Here is an 18,485-nt window from a genome sequence, read left to right on the forward strand (position 1 = left end):
TCGGCCATCCTCCAGCTGTTCGTCTGAAAAACTGGCGACAAACGCAGCAGCTTCGGCTTTCAGCGCTTCCGCCAACATCCGGCGTGCTCCTTCCCGTGCAAGCTCTGTCAGTGGATCCACAATCGTTTCCGATTGGCGAAAAGGCAGGATCGTTGTCTCTTCATTCATGGCCTATCGCTCATCGTGAGGTTCTGGCCGGCTTGATCACCCGCCACGATACGCCGCCCTTCAAATCACGCCACCACCCAAATTCCCGCTTAGATCCTTGCAGTTACCCATAAGGCGTGTGGCGAAGTGGATCACCTACTAGACTTGGTCTTGCATCCGAAGAGTTGGTTGTGATTCGTCATGTAGCACCAAAATAATTGAGGTGCGGGCATGGGGCAGAATTGGGTGGAAACGGAAACCGCCGGGTGTGATTTGGGTGACGTCCGGCTGAACCGGCGGCTCGGGGCAAGGCTTGTGGCTCTTGGGGAACGGCCGGGAAAATCGCTGCCCAAGGCGTTTCAGCACTGGTCGAACACCAAGGCCGCCTACCGTTTCCTTTCCAACGGGAACGTCAGCGAAGACAAGATCCTTGAGGGCCATTTCACCGCCTCGGCCCTGCGCATCCAAACAACCGACGGTCATTGTGCCGTGCTATCGATCAGGTACGCCACGATGACGGTTCGCCCCACAATCGGAAAGCAACGGAAATACCATCATCAGAATATCCAGATCATCCGCGCCGAGGAATGCGACCCGCCGGTGGACAGAGCACCATCATCTGGAAGCTGATCACGAACCTGCCAGTGGCGAGCCATGCAGATGCTGTACACAAGCTCGAATGGTACGTCCTGCGCTGGAAGATAGAGGCCTTCTTTCGGACCCTCAAAACTGAGTGTCGGATCGAAGAGCTACGCTTGGCCACGGCTGATCGCTTGGCCAACTGTATCGCGCTCTGCTGCGTCGTGGCATGGCGCGTGTCATGGCTGACAATGCTCAGCCGTGCGGCAGTGACAAACCGACAGACATTCCTTTCTGGCATAGAGACAGGCCAAGGCCCAAGGCCACATGCGTTTTGCTGGTGCCGGACGGGCCAAGTGCGTCATGTCGGAGACATGCTTGCAGAATGATGACATTCTCGCGCCGATCAATCCATTTGCAACGCGCCAACTCCAGCACCTGCATCTTGTTCAAGGCCGGGATCGCCTTGAAGTCAAAACTGTCCAGGCTTTTGACGGCCGGGAATTTGGCGGCCTTGATCCGTCGTTCGATCATCCGCTGCTCACGGTCGATCATTTCCAATTCGACCAAGTGGGCGAGGAACTGGACATGATCCAGACCCTATGTGGTGCACTGGGGCGCACTGGCGGGCCAGTTGCCATATTCTCGAAGCACCGTTGGCAGCCGGAGGGACTTGAGCCGATGATCCAGTAAGATTGGAGGGGATTGTGTCATGCGGCCTTGGTCAATCGAAGTGATCCGCGTCTCCTCGTCACTGACCGAGGGATGGTGTCCAAGGGTGGCTTGACACATACGCGACGATCGGATGGCGACGGATTGTATGGTTGAAGCTGGGCCGGTTCAGGACCTGCGCTGACCCATAGCGGTCCCCCTCACCGAGGCCTCACTCCTCGCCCGAAACCTGAATGACCCGGCAACCGGCCTCGGCGCAGCGTGCCAGAACCTCTGGCGCCAATGTCGCCCCGGTGACCACCACGTCGTAGTCCCAAACCATCTGCTTGCGGCAGGGCAATTCGCGGCCCAGTTTGGCGCGGTCCATCACCAAGACCCGCCTGCGCGCACATCCCGCGATCGCGGTCCGCGCGGTGACCTCTTCGGTGTTGTAGTCCAGCACCTCGCCCGCCTCCGAAAGCCCGCCGCAGCTGAACACTGCGATATCAACAAGATAATCGGCAAAGAAAGCGGTCGAGGCCGTGCCAATCATGTCGAGATCGCGCAGCCGCACCGTGCCCCCCGCCAGCGTTACCACCGCCCCCGGCGCCCCTTGCAGCGCAATCACCGCGTGGATCGAGTTGGTCGCCACGAACAGCCCCTCGCGATGCGCCGCCAAGATCCGCGCGCAGGCCTCGACCGTGGTGCCCGTCCCCAACGCCACCCGCGCGCCATCGCTGACCAGATTCCGCACCGCCATGGCGATCTGTTGCTTCTCAGCGCGCGCCTGACTGATCCGCGGGGCATAGCCGATATTTTCGGACGGTTGCCTGAGGCGCACCACGCCATTGCGGCGCTGCACCAGCGCCGCCTCATCGAGTTCGCGCAGATCGGTGCGGATGGTCTGCACCGAAACTGCGAGCCGTGCCGCCAAATCCGCCGCCGATATTTCGCCCACGTCACACAACAGCCCGATGATCTCATCCCGTCGGCGGGTCATCTCCTCTTTACGCATTCGCTTTCCTTTGAAAGTGAATAATTCTTTCTGCCTCCTAGCAGCACTCAGGAACCACGGGCAAGATAATAATAAATTTGGAAAAATGTCATAAAAGGTTTTCAGACTCCGGGAATAAGGGCCGCCATTACTTTCGTACGAAAACCAATATCGGAGACCTCGGATGAAATCCCTGTTGACCGCCGCCGCCCTCACCCTCGCCGCTTCGGCCTCCTTTGCCGAGACGCTGACCCTTTACACCTCGCAGCCCAACACCGACGCACAGATGACCGTCGACGCCTTTATGGCCGCCAACCCCGGCATCGAAGTCGAGTGGGTCCGCGATGGCACCACTCAGCTGATGGCCCGGCTGATGGCCGAGATCGAAGCGGGCAGCCCGCAGCCCGACGTCCTGCTCATCGCCGATACCGTGACCCTTGAGGGTATGGCGCAGGCCGGTCAACTCAAGGCCTATCAGTCGCCAGAAGCCGCCGCCTATGACCCGGCGCTCTATTCGGCGGATGGCTACTATTACTCGACCAAGCTGATCACCACGGGCATCATCTATAACTCCGGCGCGGCGATGCAGCCCTCCTCCTGGGCGGATCTCGCCGACCCGTCCCTCAAGGGTCAGGTCGTGATGCCTTCGCCGCTTTATTCCGGCGCGGCCCTCATCCACCTTGCGACCCTGACCGGCGACAAGGACCTCGGCTGGGACTATTACAGCACCCTCGCCGCGCATGACGCCCGCGCCCAAGGCGGCAACGGCGGCGTGTTCAAGGCGGTTGCCTCGGGCGAGAAGCCCTATGGCGTCGTCGTCGACTTCCTCGCGATCCGCAGCAAAGCCGATGGCTCGCCGGTCGAGTTCGTCTTCCCGAAAGAGGGCGTTTCCTACGTGACCGAGCCGGTCGCCATCCTCGAGAGCGCCAAAAACGTCGACGCCGCGCAGAAATTTGTCGACTTCGTGCTGTCCCAGAAAGGTCAGGATCTGGTCCTCGACATGGGTTACATCCCGGCGCGCAACGACATGGGCGTCCCCGCTGGTTTCCCGGCGCGCGAAGAGATCAAGCTGATGTCCTTTGACGCCGCCAAGGCGCTGGCGGATGCTGAGGCCAACAAGGCCAAGTTCGCCGAGCTTTTCGGCGCAGAATGAGCCTCGCCGCTACAAACTCCAGCAGCAGCCGGTCCGAGGGCCGGCTGCTGTCGCTCGCCCTCGCGCTGGCAGTGCTGATCACGCTGGCCCCTGTGGCGCGGCTGTTTCTTGAGGGCATCACCGCAGGTGGCAGCCTCAATCTCGGGTTTTTTTCCGAGGTGGTGGCGAAACCTGCGACACTCTCCGCCCTGCGTCATTCGCTGGTGACGGCGGGCCTTGGCACGGTAATTTCCGTACTGATCGGTGGAACTTTCGCCTTTCTCGTGGCGCTGACCGACCTGCGCCGCAAGGGCGCGCTGGTCTTTTGCCTGATGATCCCGATGATGATCCCGCCGCAAATCACCGCCCTCTCATGGACACAAGTCTTGGGGCCCTCGTCGGTGTTCTTAAAGACCCTCGGCCTTGCCCCGCCGCTTGGCGCACCGCAGCCGCTCTATTCCTCCGGCGGTATCATTTTCCTCTTGGGGATTCAGCACACCTCGATCATCTTTCTGACGTTACGCGCCGGCCTGCGCGCCATCCCGCAAGAGGTTGTCGAGGCCGCCCGCATTTCCGGCGCAAAGGGTTTTCGCATCTGGGGCCAGATCGTGCTGCCCCTGAGCCTGTCGAGCCTTCTTGCCGGCATCGCCATCACCTTCGTGACCGCGCTTGGCAATTTCGGCATCCCCGCGATGCTCGGTATTCCCGCTGGTTATTCGACCCTGCCAACGCTGATTTATCAACGCCTTGCGAGCATGGGCACTACCGTCTTGGCCGAGGTCGCGGTGCTCGCCATGCTGATCGGCCTCGTCGCCACCCTTGGCATCCTGTTGCAACGCTTCTTCCAGCGCCGCCAACGGGTGCATCTGGTGGGCAGCACTGGCCGACCACTGGCGATCCCCTTGGGCAAGGCCCGCCTGCCGGTGGAAATCGCCCTTTGGACCGTGATCTGTGCCATTCTGGTGCTGCCAATGTTGGGGCTTCTGGCGACCTCTTTGGTGCCCGCCTATGGCGTGCCGCTCAGGCTCGACACAATCTCGCTGTCTGGTTGGCACGAGGTTCTGTTCCGGCAACCAGTGACCCAACGCGCGTTCGTGAATTCCTTTGCGCTCTCCATCAGCGCCGCAACCCTTCTGATGGCGCTCTGCCTGCCGCTCGCTTGGCTGATGGACCGCCACAAGACGCCGCTCGGCCGCGCTTTCGACAGCCTGTTGGACCTACCCTATGCCCTGCCCGGCGTGGTGCTGGCGATCGCGATGATCCTGTTGCTGATCAACCTGCCCTTCACCGAGGCCACCCTCTACGGCACCATCTGGATCATTTTCCTCGCCTATCTGGCGCGGTTCTTCGCAGTGATGTTCCGGCCCGTGCAATCTTCCTTGCGTCAGCTCGACCCCTCGATGGACGAGGCGGCGCAATCGGTCGGCGCCTCCCTGTCGCGCCGCCTGCGCGATATCATCCTGCCGCTCTCCGCCCCTTCGGCAGCAGCAGGTGCAATCCTCGTCTTCCTCACCGCCTTCAACGAGCTGACCGTCTCGGCGCTCCTGTGGTCCTCGGGCACGGAAACGCTCGGCGTGGTGATTTTCAACCTCGACGACAGCGGCGAGACGGTGATGGCCTCTGCCGTCGCCATGACCATCGTCTTTGTCGTCATGTTCCTGATGGCGGTGATCCAAGCGACCTCCCGCCGCCTGCCCAAAGGAGTTGTGCCATGGCAGAGCTGACCCTGACCGACATTGCCAAGCATTTTGGAGACGCTGCGGCGCTGAAATCCGTCACCACCACCATGCGTGATGGCGAGTTTCTGGCCCTCCTCGGCCCCTCCGGCTGCGGCAAGTCCACCCTGCTGCGCCTGCTGGCCGGGTTTGAACACCCCACCAAAGGCAGCATCCGCATCGGAGACCGCGAGGTTGCCAATGCCGCAAGCCGCCTGAACGTGCCGCCTGAGGACCGAAACATCGGCTTTGTCTTCCAGTCCTATGCCCTCTGGCCGCATATGAATGTGCGCCGCAACGTCGGCTATCCCCTGGAAATCCGCCGCCTGTCCAAGGCGGAGCGCGAGGCGCGCATCGACGCCGCTCTCGCCGCCACTGAGCTGGAGCCCTACGGTGATCGGATGCCTTCCGACCTCTCTGGCGGGCAACGGCAAAGGGTGGCCTTGGCGCGTTGTCTGGTCTCCGACCCCACCGCCGTGCTGCTGGATGAGCCGCTGGCGAACCTCGACGTGGCCCTGCGTGCCTCGATGCAGGCGGTGTTTTCCGACTTTCACCGCCGCACCATGGCCACCATGGTCTATGTCACCCATGATCAGGCCGAGGCTATGGCCATGGCCGATCGCATCGCGGTGATGAACAATGGCGTGATTGTCCAACTCGACACGCCGGAGGCGCTCTACGCCCGCCCCCGCAGCCGCTTTGTCGCCGAGTTCATCGGCGAGGGCGCTGTGGTCCCCCTCACCGGCGCGATCCAGAGTGACACAGGTGCTGAGGCCACCCTGCTCGGCACCCGCCTCAAGGTGGAAACCGACACCGCCCAGCCCGCCCTCGCCTGCCTGCGCCCGGAGAATCTCACCATTGCGGAAACCGGCGACATCCGCGCCCGTGTCGAGCGTGTCACCTACCTCGGCGGGCGCTATCGCCTTAACCTCACCGCGGCGAGTGGCGAGGCTTTGGTCACGCAATCCGCCACCCGACTAACCCCCGGCGATCAAATTGGCCTCGCGCTCTCTGCGCCATGGGCCTTTGCCGCCGCCTGACAGGACCCTGATCATGAGCACCATCACCGTTCTCTCCGGCATCGGAGACAAGGGCCCAGCCGCCATGCGGCTCGACACCGCACGTCACCGCTGGCTGCTGGACTGTGGATTCGGCCCTGAGGCCAATGCCAATTTCGACCCCAAGTGGCTGGAGGGCGTCGATGCGGTCTTTGTGACCCACGACCATATCGACCATATCGGCGGTGCGGCCTATGCCGTGGAGGCGGGCCTGCCGATCCATGCCACCCGCCGCACCGCGCAGGCGCTGCCGCCCTCGGCGCAGGTGATCGCGCTGCCGGAACGGGGCGAGACCCTCATTGACGGCATCCGCCTGACCACCGGGCGCAATGGCCATGCGCTTGGCGGCGTCTGGTTCCATTTCGATCTTGGCGAGGGGCTCTTCTATTCCGGCGACTGGTCGGAGGAGAGCGATTGGTTCGCCTTTGATACGCCGCCAAAGGCCGCCACCGCGATCATCGACTGCTCCTATCACCTGAGCGACGTGCCACAGTCCCAGCGCCGTGCCGATCTCGATGCGCTCATTGACACCCTGTCCGGTCAGGTGCTCTTTCCCGTGCCACCTTCGGGGCGCGCGGGCGAGCTGGCCTTGCATCTGATGCGTCGGTTTGGACCTGAGGCGGTGCTGCTGGACCCCGAATGCTGCCATGCCTTGCGCGCAGCGCTGGCCTCCGGCTCCATCGCCACATCCGCGCAGGAGATCGCGCCGCTTTTGGAGCGTGGTCCGCTGGACGCCGCGCGTTTCCTGATCTGCGACACGCCGAACGCCGATGGCGGGGCCGCTTGGGCCTATGTGCGCGCCTGGCGCGAGAGCGGACGGCTCGGGCGCGACGCCCATGTGGTCTTTACGGGCCATATGACCGCTCACGCCCGTGGCATCGAGACTGTCGAGGGCGGCTACTTCCGCCGCTGGAATGTGCATCCGCCGCTTTCGGACCAGATCGCGATGATCCGCCGCTTAGGCGCGCTGCGCTTTGCGCCGACCTTCTGCGCCCTGCCGGAAGACTATCTGGTCGAGGCCGCCTTTGGCGCGCAGGTCTTCCTCCACGACACGGTGACACTGTGAGGACACTGTGAGCCCCCTCTTTTCTGACCTGCCCCGCCTGCCCGCGCGGCCTTTCGTGCTGATCCGCCACGGCGAGACCACGGCGAACCGCGATCAGATCATCGCCGGCCGTCTGGAAGTGGAGCTGACCGAGGCGGGGCGCGATCAGGCGCGCGCGCTGGCCCAGCTTGTTTGGCCGCAACCGCTCGCGCTCTTCACCAGCCCGATGCGTCGCGCGCGTGAAACCGCCGCGCTCGCCTTTCCTGCGCAACCCGCCACGAGCCACCCTGGCCTAAAGGAACGCGACTGGGGCATCTATGAGGGCCGGCCGCTGCCTGACCTGCCCCCGCGCAACGCCACGCCAGAGGGCGGCGAGGGTTGGCGGGAGATGATTCAACGCGTGCACGCCGCCCTCACCGCCTGTCTGATCGAGGCCAGGTCCAACCTGCCCGTGGTGATCTGTCATTCCGGTGTGATACGCGCCACGCGCCTGTTGACCGGCCAGCCCAGCGTCGGCTCCCGCGCGCCCAACGCCCGCCCCCTTCACTACCGTCCGGCGCATGGTCCGACGGGCAACACCTTTGAGGAAACTCAAAATGAGCTTTGACAGCCCCAAACTCACCCGCCCCTGCGCGGTCTTCGACATTGACGGCACGCTGGCGGAATTCGACGCCGACACCCTCGGCCCGCTGGTGCATGGGGTGGAAAAACACTGGGACGCCTTTCACGACGCCATGGCGACCACGCCGGAAATCGCCCCGGTCGCCCGCGTCCTGCGTCACCTGAAGGTGGGGGGAGAGGCCATCGTTCTGTGCTCCGGTCGCCCCGAGGGCTGGATCAACCGCACGGTCGAGTGGCTCCACGCCAATGACCTGCCCTTTGACGGCATCTACCTGCGCCCTGATGGCGCGGATGAGATGAGTGACCCTGAGGTGAAACACGCCCTTCTGACCCGGATGCGCAGCGATGGTTTCGAGCCATGGATCGTGTTCGACGACCGCGCCACGGTCGTCGACTTCTGGCGCAGCGAGGGTCTCATCTGCCTACAATGCGCGCCGGGTGTGTTTTGAGGGTGCCTCGTAGGTGCTCCATATAGCTGCGGACCACCGCGAAAAACGCGCATAGCCACGCAGTGCGGCTCCGGTCGAAAACAACATCGTGTAGGTCCCGTAGATGACCAACCCATCGTCGCGCAGGCAGCGGGGATCGGGCCGACAACCAGACCAGCGCAGACGTCAATGGTCCTCAGAGAGAGCGGCATCATCGAAGCCGCATGGGGCAGTTATTGTCCATGCTCGATATCCATTCGTCAGTCTGGTTTGAGGGCCTGAGCACTCTTGGCGATCACGGGTTGGCACTCTGCCTTTTTCTCGTCGATGCTGGACGAGATCACCCCAAGTATCGCTTGCGCAATCCAGGCGGGTCGATGCGCGAAATGATCCGTCGAGCCAATGCCGGGACGCTGAACATGAGTGCAAGCCTTGCAACACTTCGAAAGCGGCGCGTTGGTGCCGTCTCAAGGGGAAGTTATCTTGAGAGAGGGCTCGCTAAAATTGACCTGGAGCTTTGTTAGACTGACCGACAGGTTCTGTCGGAAATTTTACAACCAATTGTGCCCGAAGTGTCTGCGCAGTCAGCACTCGCCTGATCAAGAATTCGACACATCTCCCCAGACTTTCTGCAAGTGACATGGTGCATGATCAGGCTGGGTTTGACGGGGTTCTATTGGCTGAACGCAATATAGATCAAAACGCATATGCGCTCTTGATCATATGCATAAATTTTAATACGTTAGTTCTATGCAAGAATTACTGACCGCCATATGCGACCCGACCCGCCGTGCAGCACTCGCCATCCTTTGGAATGGGGGCGAGCACTGCGTTTGCGAATTGATGGCGCGGTGTGAGGCAAGCCAGAGCCGGATGTCGCGGCACATGAAGGTGCTGCGCGAGGCTGGCCTCGTGCTGGACAGGCGCGACGCGCAATGGGTGCGCTACCGCCGCAACCCCGACCTCGCGCTGGATTTCGTGGCTGTGATCGACGCTGTGCTGACGGCAGAATTGAATATTGAGAGGAAGGTCGCATGACCACCGAGACACATGAACCGACCGTTTCGCAGCGACGCCCCGACTGGCTATGGCATGTTGGTGTGCTGGCCATCATCGGGCTTTGGTATGTCGTTTACGGGCAGTTGATCCCGTTTTCCGAATGGATCACGTCGCTGTTCCCGGTCGACCGCCACAGCCATACCGGCGAGGCGATTGCGTTTTTCTTCTACGACGTGCCCAAGGTGATGATGTTGCTGACGCTCATCGTCTTCGCCATGGGCGTGGTGCGCACGTGGTTCAGCCCGGAAAAAACCCGCGCGCTGCTGTCCGGCAAGCGTGAGGGCGTGGGCAACGTCATGTCGGCATCCTTGGGCATCCTGACGCCCTTTTGCTCATGTTCGGCTGTGCCCCTGTTCATCGGCTTCGTCTCGGCGGGGGTGCCCTTGGGCGTGACCTTCTCCTTCCTGATCGCAGCGCCGATGGTAAACGAGGTCGCGTTGGTGCTGCTGTTCGGGCTGGTCGGCTGGCAGGTGGCCGTGACCTATCTGGCCTTCGGCCTCGGCATCGCCATCATAGCCGGGTTTGTCATCGGCAAGCTGAAGCTTGAGGGCTGGTTGCAAGACTGGGTGCGCGACATTCATTCGGGCGCGACCGTGCCGCCCGGCATCGAAGACGAACGCCTGAGCATGGTGGATCGTTACCGCCTTGGGATTGAGGCGGTGCGCGAGATTTTCAGCAAGGTCTGGATGTGGATCATCCTCGGCATCGGTATGGGGGCCTTGATCCACGGCTATGTGCCTGAGGACCTGATGGTGCGGATCATGGGCGCGGAGGCGTGGTGGTCGGTGCCAGTCGCCGTTCTGATGGGCATCCCGATGTACACGAACGCCGCTGGCGTCATCCCGATCGTCGAGGCGCTTCTGGGCAAGGGCGCGGCCCTTGGCACCGTGCTGGCCTTCATGATGAGCGTCATCGCGCTCAGCTTGCCCGAGATGATCATCCTCAAACAGGTGCTGACGATGCGCCTGATCGCCGTCTTCGTCGGTGTTGTCGCAAGTGGCATCCTCGCGGTCGGCTTCCTGTTCAACCTCATCTTCTGATCCTCGAAAGGACATTCCCATGAAAACCGTCAAGGTCTACGGCCCCGGCTGCAAACGCTGCGAAACAACTGAACAGATGGTCAAAGAAGCCGCCATCAAACTGGGCGTCGCTATCGAGGTCGAAAAGGTGACCGACGCGAAATTCATCGCCATGGCGGGCGTCATGTCCACGCCCGGCATTTCCATCAACGGCAAGCTCGTCCATGCTGGCGGCCTGCCGGACACTGCAAAACTCGAAGGCTGGCTGACAGCCTGATCTGAACGTCCAGGGAGGACACCAATTGAAATCCAATTTTCTGCTTGCGGCGCTGATGGCGCTGCCCAACTTTGCGGTTGCCGACGTTCTCAGCGTGCAGCCCGTCGCCCCGGATGTCTGGGCCATCGTCGGCCCGCTAGAACAGCGCAGTGCCGAGAACCTTGCCAACAACGCAACCTTTGGCCTTGTGGTGACACCCGAAGGCGCGGTGCTTATGGACCCTGGCGGCTCTTATAAAGGCGCGGAGATGCTGCACGACACGGTGCGCAGCGTGACCGACCAGCCGGTGAAATACGTGATCAACACCGGCGGACAGGATCACCGTTGGCTTGGCAACGGTTATTGGCAGGCCCAAGGGGCCACCGTGATCGCCAGTGCCGCGGCCGTCGGGGATCACCACACCCGCACGCAGGACCACATGGTCGCGCTCTCGCAGTTTCTGGGCGACGGTCTGGACGGGACGGAACCCGCCTATGCCAACGTGACCTTCGACACCGATTACACACTCGATTTCGGCGGCTACAGCTTCGAGATCATGCATCGCGGCGCGGCGCACACGCCGGGCGACAGCTTTGTCTGGCTCGACGAACGCGACGTGATGTTCACCGGCGACATTGTCTATGTGGATCGCATCCTCGGCAATGGTCCGGCCCGCGACACCGACAGTTGGATCGCGGTGTTCGAGGCCATGGCGGCATTTGAGCCCGCCCACATTGTGCCCGGCCATGGCCGCGCGACCGATCTGGCCACGGCCACGCGCGACACCTACGACTACCTTGTGAACTTGCGCACGCAGATCGGGGCCTTGATCGAGGACGGTGGCGGCATCATGGACGCGCCTGGCATCGACCAGTCGGCCTGGACTTACCTTGAGCAGTTTGACAGCCTCGCCGGTCGCAACGCGCAGGCGACCTTTGAGGAGATGGAATGGGAGTGATGCTGGAGTATCGCGTCACCGCCCGCCGCGTCGACAGCCATGGTTCAGAGGCCGCAGCGAAGGCTGCGCGCCTTGTGCTCGACACCGACATGGCCGGGCGCGACGACGCCTTCAACCCCGCCGAGATGCTTCTGGCAAGCCTTGCGGCCTGTCTTTTGAAAGGGGCCGAGCGGGTGACGCCGATGCTCAACTTCGATCTGCGTGGCATTGAGGTCAGCCTGCACGGAATCCGTCAGGACAGCCCGCCCAAGATGGTCCGCATTGACTATGACATCGTGGTCGATACCGACGAGAGCGACCAGCGGCTGGACCTCCTGCACCGCAACCTGCGTAAATACGGCACCATCTCCAACACGCTGGCCGAGGCCACCGAACTGGTCGGCACGATCCGGCGGAAAGGCTGATCAATGCTGCATGATCAGGCTCACGATCACACTGCCCCAACGGACCTTGGTTCGGCCTTTCGTTGGGCTGTGGGGCGTAACACCGCCTATGTGATCGTCGAGGCGGCGGCGGGGGTTCTGACCGGTTCCCTCGCCCTTCTGGCGGATGCCGCACATAACCTCAGCGACGTGGCGGCTTGCTGATCGGCGTGGCGGCTTCAGGTCCGTCCGGAAGACTTATTGACAAAACTAGAATTGTAGTTATTATGATCTCATGACGACGACCAGCCCCAACGCCCGCGCCCTTGCCGCTCTCGGCCATGATGCCCGCCTCTCGATCTTTCGCCTGTTGGTGAAGGCCGGGGAGGACGGGCTGCGGGTCAGCGACATTGGCGAACACCTGGGGCTCGCCCCGTCGACGCTGGCGCATCACCTCTCAACGCTGGTCGATGCAGGGCTGGTGCTTCAGGACAAGCAGGGCCGGGAGGTATTCAACCGGGTCGATTTCCCCGCGATGCATCGTCTTGTCGGATTCCTGACTTCCGAATGTTGCGCCGGTGTTGCGGTCCGCTCGTCGGAGGATGCAGCATGAGATATGTGCATCCTTTTTCTTACATTGAAATAACCGCAATACCGGAGATTTAGTGATGACGGATACAACCCTCCCAACATCGGACCGCCGGTCCACGCTGCGCCATCTGTGGCAGGATCAGCGGGTCTGGCTTGCCTCGGCGCTGATCCTTGTGGTGCTGGCGGTCTTCGATCCGACGCAGGCCACGACCAGCGTTGCATCGGTCGGTGCATCGCTTTTGCACACTGGCCCCTATCTGATCCTGTCGATTGCCATCGCGGCCTGGGCCAATGCGACGGGGGCCGACAACCTGATCGCCAAGGCCTTCACCGGCGCGCCGGTCCTGATGATCGGGCTGGGGGCGCTGGCGGGGGGCATCTCGCCTTTCTGTTCCTGCGGGGTGATCCCGCTGATCGCCGCGCTGCTGGCGATGGGGGTGCCGTTGTCGGCCGTCATGGCCTTTTGGCTGGCCTCGCCGATCATGGACCCGTCGATGTTCGTGCTGACGGCGGGCGTGCTGGATCTGGAGTTCGCGGTGGCCAAAACTGTCGCCGCCATCGGGCTGGGCGTCTTCGGCGGCACGGTGGTGCACCTGATGATGAAGGGCGGCGCCTTTGCCGATCCGCTGCGCGACGGCATCGGCAACGGCGGCTGCGGCGGTGCGAAGATCCGCGCGCCCAAGCGCGTCGTCTGGCGGTTCTGGACCGACGCCGAGCGTCGGGCGAAATTCGGCAAGACAGCGCTGACAACGACGCTTTTCCTCGCCAAATGGCTAACACTGGCCTTCCTCCTCGAAAGCCTGATGCTGGCGTGGATCCCGGCGGAAACTGTGACTGCGGCTTTAGGCGGCGAGGGGCTGCTGCCGATTGTGACGGCGACGCTGGTGGGGGTTCCGGCCTACCTGAACGGCTACGCGGCGCTGCCGCTGGTGGGCGGGCTGATCGAACAGGGCATGGCGCCCGGCGCCGGCATGGCGTTCCTCGTCGCCGGTGGCGTCACCTCGATCCCGGCGGCCATGGCGGTCTGGGCGCTGGCCAAACGCGAGGTCTTTGCGCTCTATATTGGGCTGTCGCTGACTGGTGCCTTCGCATCAGGGCTGCTGTTCCAGCTTTGGAACTCGATGACATGAATATTGGCGGTGGGGCGCATCGTCCCGCCGCTCCCCCTTACTGGTTGAACCCCCATCATGATCCCAAGACTTTCTCCGGCGCGGCGCGGCCTGATTATTGCCGCCCTCGGATCTTCCCTTACCGTCAGCTGGGCCTCCAGCTACTGCATCCCGGCGGTCCTGGCTGTGCCCATGGCCGAAGACCTCGGCCTGTCTCCGGTCTGGGTCTTTGGTGCATTCTCCATGGCAATGGTGGTCTCGGCTATGGTCGGACCCTGGGCCGGAGCGCGAATTGACGTTTTTGGCGGGCGCGGTGTGCTCATGCTGTCCAATTTCGTTTTCGCAGCGGGCCTCGGACTACTCGCCATGGCCACCACACCCCTGATGCTATTTGCGGGGTGGGCGGTCATCGGTCTGGGCATGGGCATCGGGCTTTACGAGGCGGGCTTCGCCACGCTGGCTGGGATTTATGGCAAGGAGGCGCGCGGGCCAATCACCGGCATCACCCTCATCGCCGGGTTCGCGAGCACGGTCGGCTGGCCGCTCTCGGGATTGATGCTGGCGGCGTGGGGCTGGCGGGAAGCCTGCATCGGCTGGGCGCTGATCCATCTGGCCGTAGCATTCCCGTTGAACGCTTGGTTGCCGAAGGGCACCAAAACGACTGCCGCAAGCACACCAGTCGAAGACGGGCCACCGCCGTCACGAATGGCGCTCTGGCTGCTCGCCTTCGTCTTTGCGGCAACCTGGTTCAACTCGACCGCCATGGCCGCGCACCTGCCCGGCTTGCTACAAGCCGCTGGGGCCAGCACAACAGTAGCCATTGCGGCGGGCGCGCTCATCGGCCCCGCGCAGGTTGCGGCACGGGTGTTGGAGTTTGGGCTTCTGCGCCGGTTCCATCCGCTTGTCTCAACGCGCGTAGCCGCAGCGGCGCATCCGTTGGCCGCCGTGGCGCTGGTGAGCGGCCGCCTATGCCTTCGCGTTGCTGCACGGGGCGGGGAACGGCATCCTCACCATCGCCAAGGGCACGCTGCCGCTGGCGCTGTTTGGCGCGGCGGGATACGGGAGGCGGATCGGCTGGCTCAATGCGCCCGCCCGTATCCTTCAGGCGGCAGCGCCCCTGATCTTTGGTGCTGCGCTGACAGCATGGGGCGTCTCGGCGATCTGGTTGACGGCGGGAATAGGCCTTGCAGCGCTGGTCGCTCTGCTTGCGCTGAGGAAGAACGAGCGGGGTTAAGCCTTCGTCTGGTCGCTTACCCACAAAAGACCGGGCGGTAACGCTTGTACTTGCCGCCCGACTGCGTTCAAGTATTGCTATGGGGACTTAGCCTACCCATGCGTTATCGTCGCGCTTGATGGCTATGACGGTCGAGCGCGTCAGGCCTTCATTGGTCGCTGGATCGCCGACGAGCATCTGGTTGTTGCCTTGGCCCTCGAAGTCGCCTTCGTTGCTGTCATCACCATCGGTCTGGATCCAGATCAGCCCGGTCGAGTCGATCACCATCCCGTCCGGCGCATTGAACATGTTGCCAGTGGTGACGTTGTGCGAACCGACATAGGCGTCATCATGCTTGGCCGGGCTACCCGCCATGGCGTACAGACCCCATGTAAACGCGGCATCGGCATGATCTTCGTTCGCAGGGTACCAACGCACGATTTGGCCATGCTTGTTTTCAGCACGCGGGTTGGGTCCACCCACAGGCGTTTCGTCGCCACCCGCATTGGCGGATACGCCACGACGCGAGTTGTTGGTCAGCGCACAGTAGGCTGCGATCTCACTCGGGCTGACGGCGACCCATTCAGGACTGTCCATCGTGGTTGCACCGACCTTTGAGGCCGCAATGCGCGAATAGACGAGGATTTCGTGCAACGCGCAAAGCCTGTCGCGGTGTCCGGCCGGCCGCGGCAAACAATCCCAATAGCGGCGCACCCGTCCAACCCGTCTGCAGGTCGTCGATCACCGTTGGCTCAACACCCGCGGCGCATAGGATCGCCAAAGTGGTGCGCGATGTCCCGCAGTCCGGATTGTGATAGATGACGACACTCATTCCGGAAAGCGCGCCCTTGTGCGGTTGGCGAACCAGACGAGCGACAACATCACCGGCACCTCCACCAGAACGCCCACGACCGTCACCAGCGCCGCACCGGAATTGAGACCAAAGAGACCGATGGCGACGGCCACCGCGAGTTCGAAGAAATTCGATGTGCCGATCAGCGCACAGGGGGCGGCCACCTTGTGCGGTACATTCCAACGCCATGCCCAGAAATAGGCAATGGCAAAGATCCCGTAGGACTGGATCAGAATCGGCGTGGCCAGCAATACAATCAGGAACGGGTTGCCGGTGATGACGCTGCCCTGAAACCCAAACAGAAGCACAACGGTCATAAGCAGCCCCAGAACCGAGGCGGGCTTGATCCGCGCGGTAAAGGCGGAAACTGCTTCTTCTCCACCCTGCCCCATCAGTCGGGACCGGGTGAGGACGCCCGCCGCGAGCGGTAGAACGACATAAAGAACGACCGAAAGAACCAACGTTTCCCAAGGCACGGCGATGTCGGTCACGCCCAGCAACAAGGCCACGATGGGCGCGAAGGCAAAAACCATGATCACATCGTTCAGCGACACCTGCACCAGCGTGTAATTCGGGTCCCCCTTGGTCAGTTGCGACCACACGAACACCATGGCCGTGCAGGGCGCCGCGCCCAGCAGGATCAGTCCGGCGATGAACTGGCCCGCATCAACGGGGTCGATCAGGCCCGCAAAGACATGCTCGAAGAACAGGACGCCTAGGGCGGCCATGGTGAATGGCTTGATCAGCCAGTTCACCACCACAGTGATGACAAGGCCCTTGGGGCGCTGGCCCACACCTTTGAGCGCGCTCAGGTCCACGGCGACCATCATCGGGTAGACCATCGCCCAGATCAGCACGGCGACAATCAGATTGACCGAGGCATATTCAAACGCGGCCAACGCCGCAAACAGGCCGGGCAACAGCGATGCCAGCACGATGCCCGCAACGATGCACAGCAGGACCCAGACAGACAAATAGCGTTCAAAGAGGGACATGTATCAACCTTGGGCTCTAACAGGGGTTACGCAGCAGGCGGACTCGCTGCGGATGACATCGAGTTCTTCGATCAGCGCCGACAGGGGCCGCAAAGCGCCGAGCTTCAGCGAATAACAGACCCGCGGCGGGTCGATCTGCCCTTCGATCACGCCCGCATTCTTCAGGATGCGAAGATGTTCGGAAACTGTCGACTGCGCGAGGCCGACGGCGTCCACGATGTCGCCGCCGATACAACCCGGTGTGCGCGCCAACAGCCGCAAGATGCGCAATCGCGCCGGATGCCCCAAGGCCTTGGCCATCGCCGCCATTCTCGTGTCCTCAAGGTCTTGTTGGGGTTTCATCATCTGGCGTCTCAATTAAATCGCTTATCGTCGGTTACCGATATGCATCTGCAAGAGCCGTTGCAAGCAAAATCACTGGCGAGGGTCTGGGCGATGAGTTTGCGGATGAAATGCGCCAATGGATCGAGATTGAACGTATGCGATGGGGTGGACGCCCCCCCCGGCGGCATCAATGTGCTAAGGTAGCGGGTGTTGAAACATCGCTACCAAGGAGAGAGTCCATGAACGAGGTTAGCATCATCGGGTTGGATTTGGCGAAGAACGTGTTCTAGGTGCATGGGGTCACGTCTGGAGGGGCCGTTGTGTTCAGGCGCAAGCTTGCGCGAGCGCATATCATTGGGGCTGGGCGATCAGCGATCTGGGTCATCAGGTGCGACTGATCCCGCCAGCCTATGTGAAGTCATTTGTCAAACGTCAGAAAAAAACGACATGGCCGACGCGGAAGCGATCGCCGAGGTGGCATCGCGTCCGACCATGCGCTTTGTAGCTGTCAAGAGCGAGGCCCGACAGGTGGCGGCGGTAGTCTATCGGACTCGGGATTTTCTGGTTCGACAATACACTCAGACAGTCAACACCTTGCGGGCTCATCTGGCCGAGCAGGGAAACGTCGCCAACGGGCCCGGCGCATATCGGGCGTCTGTCTGCGATCGTTGATGATGAAGAAGGGGGCACATTACCCGTTGAAGTGGGGGAGCTTACACGACTGCTACTGAACCAGATTGCGGACTACGCTGAAAAGATCACGGAACTTGACGCAAAGCTTCGGCGACGAGCAACCCAAGAAGATGCGGCACGACACCTTGCAACGATCCCAGGTGTGGGCCCGATCACCGCTTCGGCGATCACGACATTCGCGCCGCCGATGGAGACATTTTCGAAAGGCCGCGATTTCGCGGTTTGGATCAGTCTAACGCCACGCCAGCGTTCGAGCGGCGGCAAGGAACGACTTGGCCGAACATCGGAGCGGGGCCAGAAAGACATTTGACGACTGCCGATCATATGCCCAATCGTGACAAAGAAAGGGCTTGCATTCATGGGGGCGTCCGTACACGCCGTTTCTGACCCATTGATTTCGAGTGTTCCCGCGAGGCGACGCCTTTGCGAACTTGGCCTTCTGTTCGGATGGAGGTTGTGATGACGGATGGACGTGATGGTTTTGCGGGGCGTTGTGAGACTATTGAGCCGCGGCCGGTGATTTTCGCTGTGGGCATAATGCTTTGGCGTTGATCGTGCAGACGGAACTGAAGCTTGATCCGCATTCCGGTGTGACTGTTGTGTTCCGTTCAAGCATGGCGACAGGTTGAAAATCATGGTTTGGGATGGAACGGGTCTGGTGCTGACCCATAATGTTCCAGGGT

At 62.2% G+C, this 18,485-nt stretch carries 22 protein-coding genes and 4 pseudogenes; 20 read left to right on the plus strand and 6 right to left on the minus strand.

Features of this window, described 5'->3' with window-relative positions:
- Positions 1–168: pseudogene (locus BLT54_RS14630) on the minus strand (IS256 family transposase); the annotation flags it as partial.
- A 210-nt stretch (positions 169–378) separates the two neighbouring features.
- Here BLT54_RS14630 and BLT54_RS14635 point away from each other — a divergent pair.
- Both BLT54_RS14635 and BLT54_RS23100 read left to right on the plus strand, forming a co-directional pair.
- Positions 379–777, plus strand: coding sequence for an IS4/Tn5 family transposase DNA-binding protein (locus BLT54_RS14635; RefSeq protein WP_074646050.1), 399 nt, complete (start codon positions 379–381; stop codon positions 775–777).
- Positions 735–1,115: a transposase gene (locus tag BLT54_RS23100; RefSeq protein ID WP_143026834.1), complete on the plus strand. Its 381-nt coding sequence runs from the start codon at positions 735–737 to the stop codon at positions 1,113–1,115. The genes BLT54_RS14635 and BLT54_RS23100 overlap by 43 nt, the downstream gene beginning before the upstream one ends.
- Here the strand turns inward: BLT54_RS23100 and BLT54_RS23015 are convergent.
- Together BLT54_RS23015 and BLT54_RS14645 are read right to left on the minus strand one after the other, a co-directional pair.
- Positions 1,066–1,281, minus strand: a pseudogene (locus BLT54_RS23015) (ATP-binding protein); the annotation flags it as partial. The gene BLT54_RS23100 and the pseudogene BLT54_RS23015 overlap by 50 nt on opposite strands.
- A 328-nt stretch (positions 1,282–1,609) precedes the next feature.
- The gene (locus BLT54_RS14645; RefSeq protein ID WP_074646051.1) at positions 1,610–2,392 is read right to left on the minus strand and encodes a DeoR/GlpR family DNA-binding transcription regulator; all 783 of its coding nucleotides are present in this window, start codon (positions 2,390–2,392) and stop codon (positions 1,610–1,612) included.
- Between the two features lie 163 nt (positions 2,393–2,555).
- Here BLT54_RS14645 and BLT54_RS14650 point away from each other — a divergent pair, with 163 nt between their 5' ends.
- From BLT54_RS14650 to BLT54_RS14720, 15 genes are all read left to right on the plus strand, one after another.
- A complete protein-coding gene (locus tag BLT54_RS14650; protein WP_074646052.1) occupies positions 2,556–3,524 on the plus strand; it encodes an ABC transporter substrate-binding protein in 969 nt (322 codons plus the stop codon).
- Positions 3,521–5,227 carry an ABC transporter permease gene (locus BLT54_RS14655; protein WP_074646053.1) on the plus strand — a complete coding sequence of 569 codons (1,707 nt, stop codon included), beginning with the start codon at positions 3,521–3,523 and terminating at the stop codon, positions 5,225–5,227. Before BLT54_RS14650 ends, BLT54_RS14655 begins: the two co-directional genes overlap by 4 nt.
- Positions 5,215–6,258: an ABC transporter ATP-binding protein gene (locus BLT54_RS14660; RefSeq protein ID WP_074646054.1), complete on the plus strand. Its 1,044-nt coding sequence runs from the start codon at positions 5,215–5,217 to the stop codon at positions 6,256–6,258. Before BLT54_RS14655 ends, BLT54_RS14660 begins: the two co-directional genes overlap by 13 nt.
- 13 nt (positions 6,259–6,271) lie before the next feature.
- Positions 6,272–7,342, plus strand: a complete 1,071-nt coding sequence (locus BLT54_RS14665) for an MBL fold metallo-hydrolase (protein WP_083351832.1) — start codon at positions 6,272–6,274, stop codon at positions 7,340–7,342.
- A 7-nt stretch (positions 7,343–7,349) separates the two neighbouring features.
- Positions 7,350–7,928 (plus strand): histidine phosphatase family protein, encoded by a 579-nt coding sequence (locus tag BLT54_RS14670; RefSeq protein ID WP_074646055.1) that lies wholly within the window; start codon positions 7,350–7,352, stop codon positions 7,926–7,928.
- Positions 7,918–8,391 (plus strand): phosphatase domain-containing protein, encoded by a 474-nt coding sequence (locus BLT54_RS14675; RefSeq protein ID WP_074646056.1) that lies wholly within the window; start codon positions 7,918–7,920, stop codon positions 8,389–8,391. Before BLT54_RS14670 ends, BLT54_RS14675 begins: the two co-directional genes overlap by 11 nt.
- Positions 8,392–9,120: 729 nt before the next feature.
- Positions 9,121–9,408 (plus strand): ArsR/SmtB family transcription factor, encoded by a 288-nt coding sequence (locus tag BLT54_RS14680; protein ID WP_074646057.1) that lies wholly within the window; start codon positions 9,121–9,123, stop codon positions 9,406–9,408.
- Entirely contained in the window at positions 9,405–10,469 is a 1,065-nt protein-coding gene (locus tag BLT54_RS14685; RefSeq protein WP_074646058.1) for a permease, read from the plus strand. Before BLT54_RS14680 ends, BLT54_RS14685 begins: the two co-directional genes overlap by 4 nt.
- Before the next feature lie 19 nt (positions 10,470–10,488).
- Complete coding sequence (locus tag BLT54_RS14690) at positions 10,489–10,725, plus strand: thioredoxin family protein (protein WP_074646059.1); 237 nt, start codon at positions 10,489–10,491, stop codon at positions 10,723–10,725.
- A 25-nt stretch (positions 10,726–10,750) separates the two neighbouring features.
- Positions 10,751–11,662 (plus strand): MBL fold metallo-hydrolase, encoded by a 912-nt coding sequence (locus BLT54_RS14695; protein WP_083351833.1) that lies wholly within the window; start codon positions 10,751–10,753, stop codon positions 11,660–11,662.
- Entirely contained in the window at positions 11,653–12,066 is a 414-nt protein-coding gene (locus BLT54_RS14700) for an OsmC family protein (RefSeq protein ID WP_245708012.1), read from the plus strand. Before BLT54_RS14695 ends, BLT54_RS14700 begins: the two co-directional genes overlap by 10 nt.
- A gap of 3 nt (positions 12,067–12,069) precedes the next feature.
- Positions 12,070–12,249, plus strand: a complete 180-nt coding sequence (locus BLT54_RS14705) for a cation efflux transmembrane domain-containing protein (RefSeq protein ID WP_218129387.1) — start codon at positions 12,070–12,072, stop codon at positions 12,247–12,249.
- Between the two features lie 70 nt (positions 12,250–12,319).
- Positions 12,320–12,637 carry an ArsR/SmtB family transcription factor gene (locus BLT54_RS14710; protein WP_074646061.1) on the plus strand — a complete coding sequence of 106 codons (318 nt, stop codon included), beginning with the start codon at positions 12,320–12,322 and terminating at the stop codon, positions 12,635–12,637.
- Positions 12,638–12,692: 55 nt separating this feature from the next.
- Positions 12,693–13,745 (plus strand): permease, encoded by a 1,053-nt coding sequence (locus tag BLT54_RS14715; RefSeq protein WP_074646062.1) that lies wholly within the window; start codon positions 12,693–12,695, stop codon positions 13,743–13,745.
- Between the two features lie 57 nt (positions 13,746–13,802).
- Positions 13,803–14,999, plus strand: coding sequence for an MFS transporter (locus BLT54_RS14720; protein WP_245708013.1), 1,197 nt, complete (start codon positions 13,803–13,805; stop codon positions 14,997–14,999).
- Between the two features lie 46 nt (positions 15,000–15,045).
- Here the strand turns inward: BLT54_RS14720 and BLT54_RS14725 are convergent.
- From BLT54_RS14725 to BLT54_RS14735, 3 genes and pseudogenes are all read right to left on the minus strand, one after another.
- Positions 15,046–15,585: pseudogene (locus BLT54_RS14725) on the minus strand (alkaline phosphatase PhoX); the annotation flags it as partial.
- A 180-nt stretch (positions 15,586–15,765) separates the two neighbouring features.
- Entirely contained in the window at positions 15,766–16,785 is a 1,020-nt protein-coding gene (gene arsB, locus BLT54_RS14730) for an ACR3 family arsenite efflux transporter (protein ID WP_074646064.1), read from the minus strand.
- Between the two features lie 3 nt (positions 16,786–16,788).
- Positions 16,789–17,130, minus strand: a complete 342-nt coding sequence (locus BLT54_RS14735) for an ArsR/SmtB family transcription factor (protein WP_083351834.1) — start codon at positions 17,128–17,130, stop codon at positions 16,789–16,791.
- Positions 17,131–17,601: 471 nt separating this feature from the next.
- On the opposite strand from BLT54_RS14735, the gene BLT54_RS23105 reads away from it, so the two are divergent.
- The 3 genes and pseudogenes from BLT54_RS23105 to BLT54_RS23115 form a co-directional block, all read left to right on the plus strand.
- Complete coding sequence (locus BLT54_RS23105; RefSeq protein ID WP_425429337.1) at positions 17,602–17,781, plus strand: hypothetical protein; 180 nt, start codon at positions 17,602–17,604, stop codon at positions 17,779–17,781.
- Positions 17,782–17,944: 163 nt separating this feature from the next.
- Positions 17,945–18,112 carry a transposase gene (locus BLT54_RS23110; RefSeq protein WP_176832892.1) on the plus strand — a complete coding sequence of 56 codons (168 nt, stop codon included), beginning with the start codon at positions 17,945–17,947 and terminating at the stop codon, positions 18,110–18,112.
- Between the two features lie 220 nt (positions 18,113–18,332).
- Positions 18,333–18,431, plus strand: a pseudogene (locus BLT54_RS23115) (hypothetical protein); the annotation flags it as partial.
- Positions 18,432–18,485: the final 54 nt, after the last annotated feature.

The sequence above is a fragment of the Celeribacter baekdonensis genome, from assembly GCF_900102315.1.
Lineage (GTDB): Bacteria > Pseudomonadota > Alphaproteobacteria > Rhodobacterales > Rhodobacteraceae > Celeribacter > Celeribacter baekdonensis.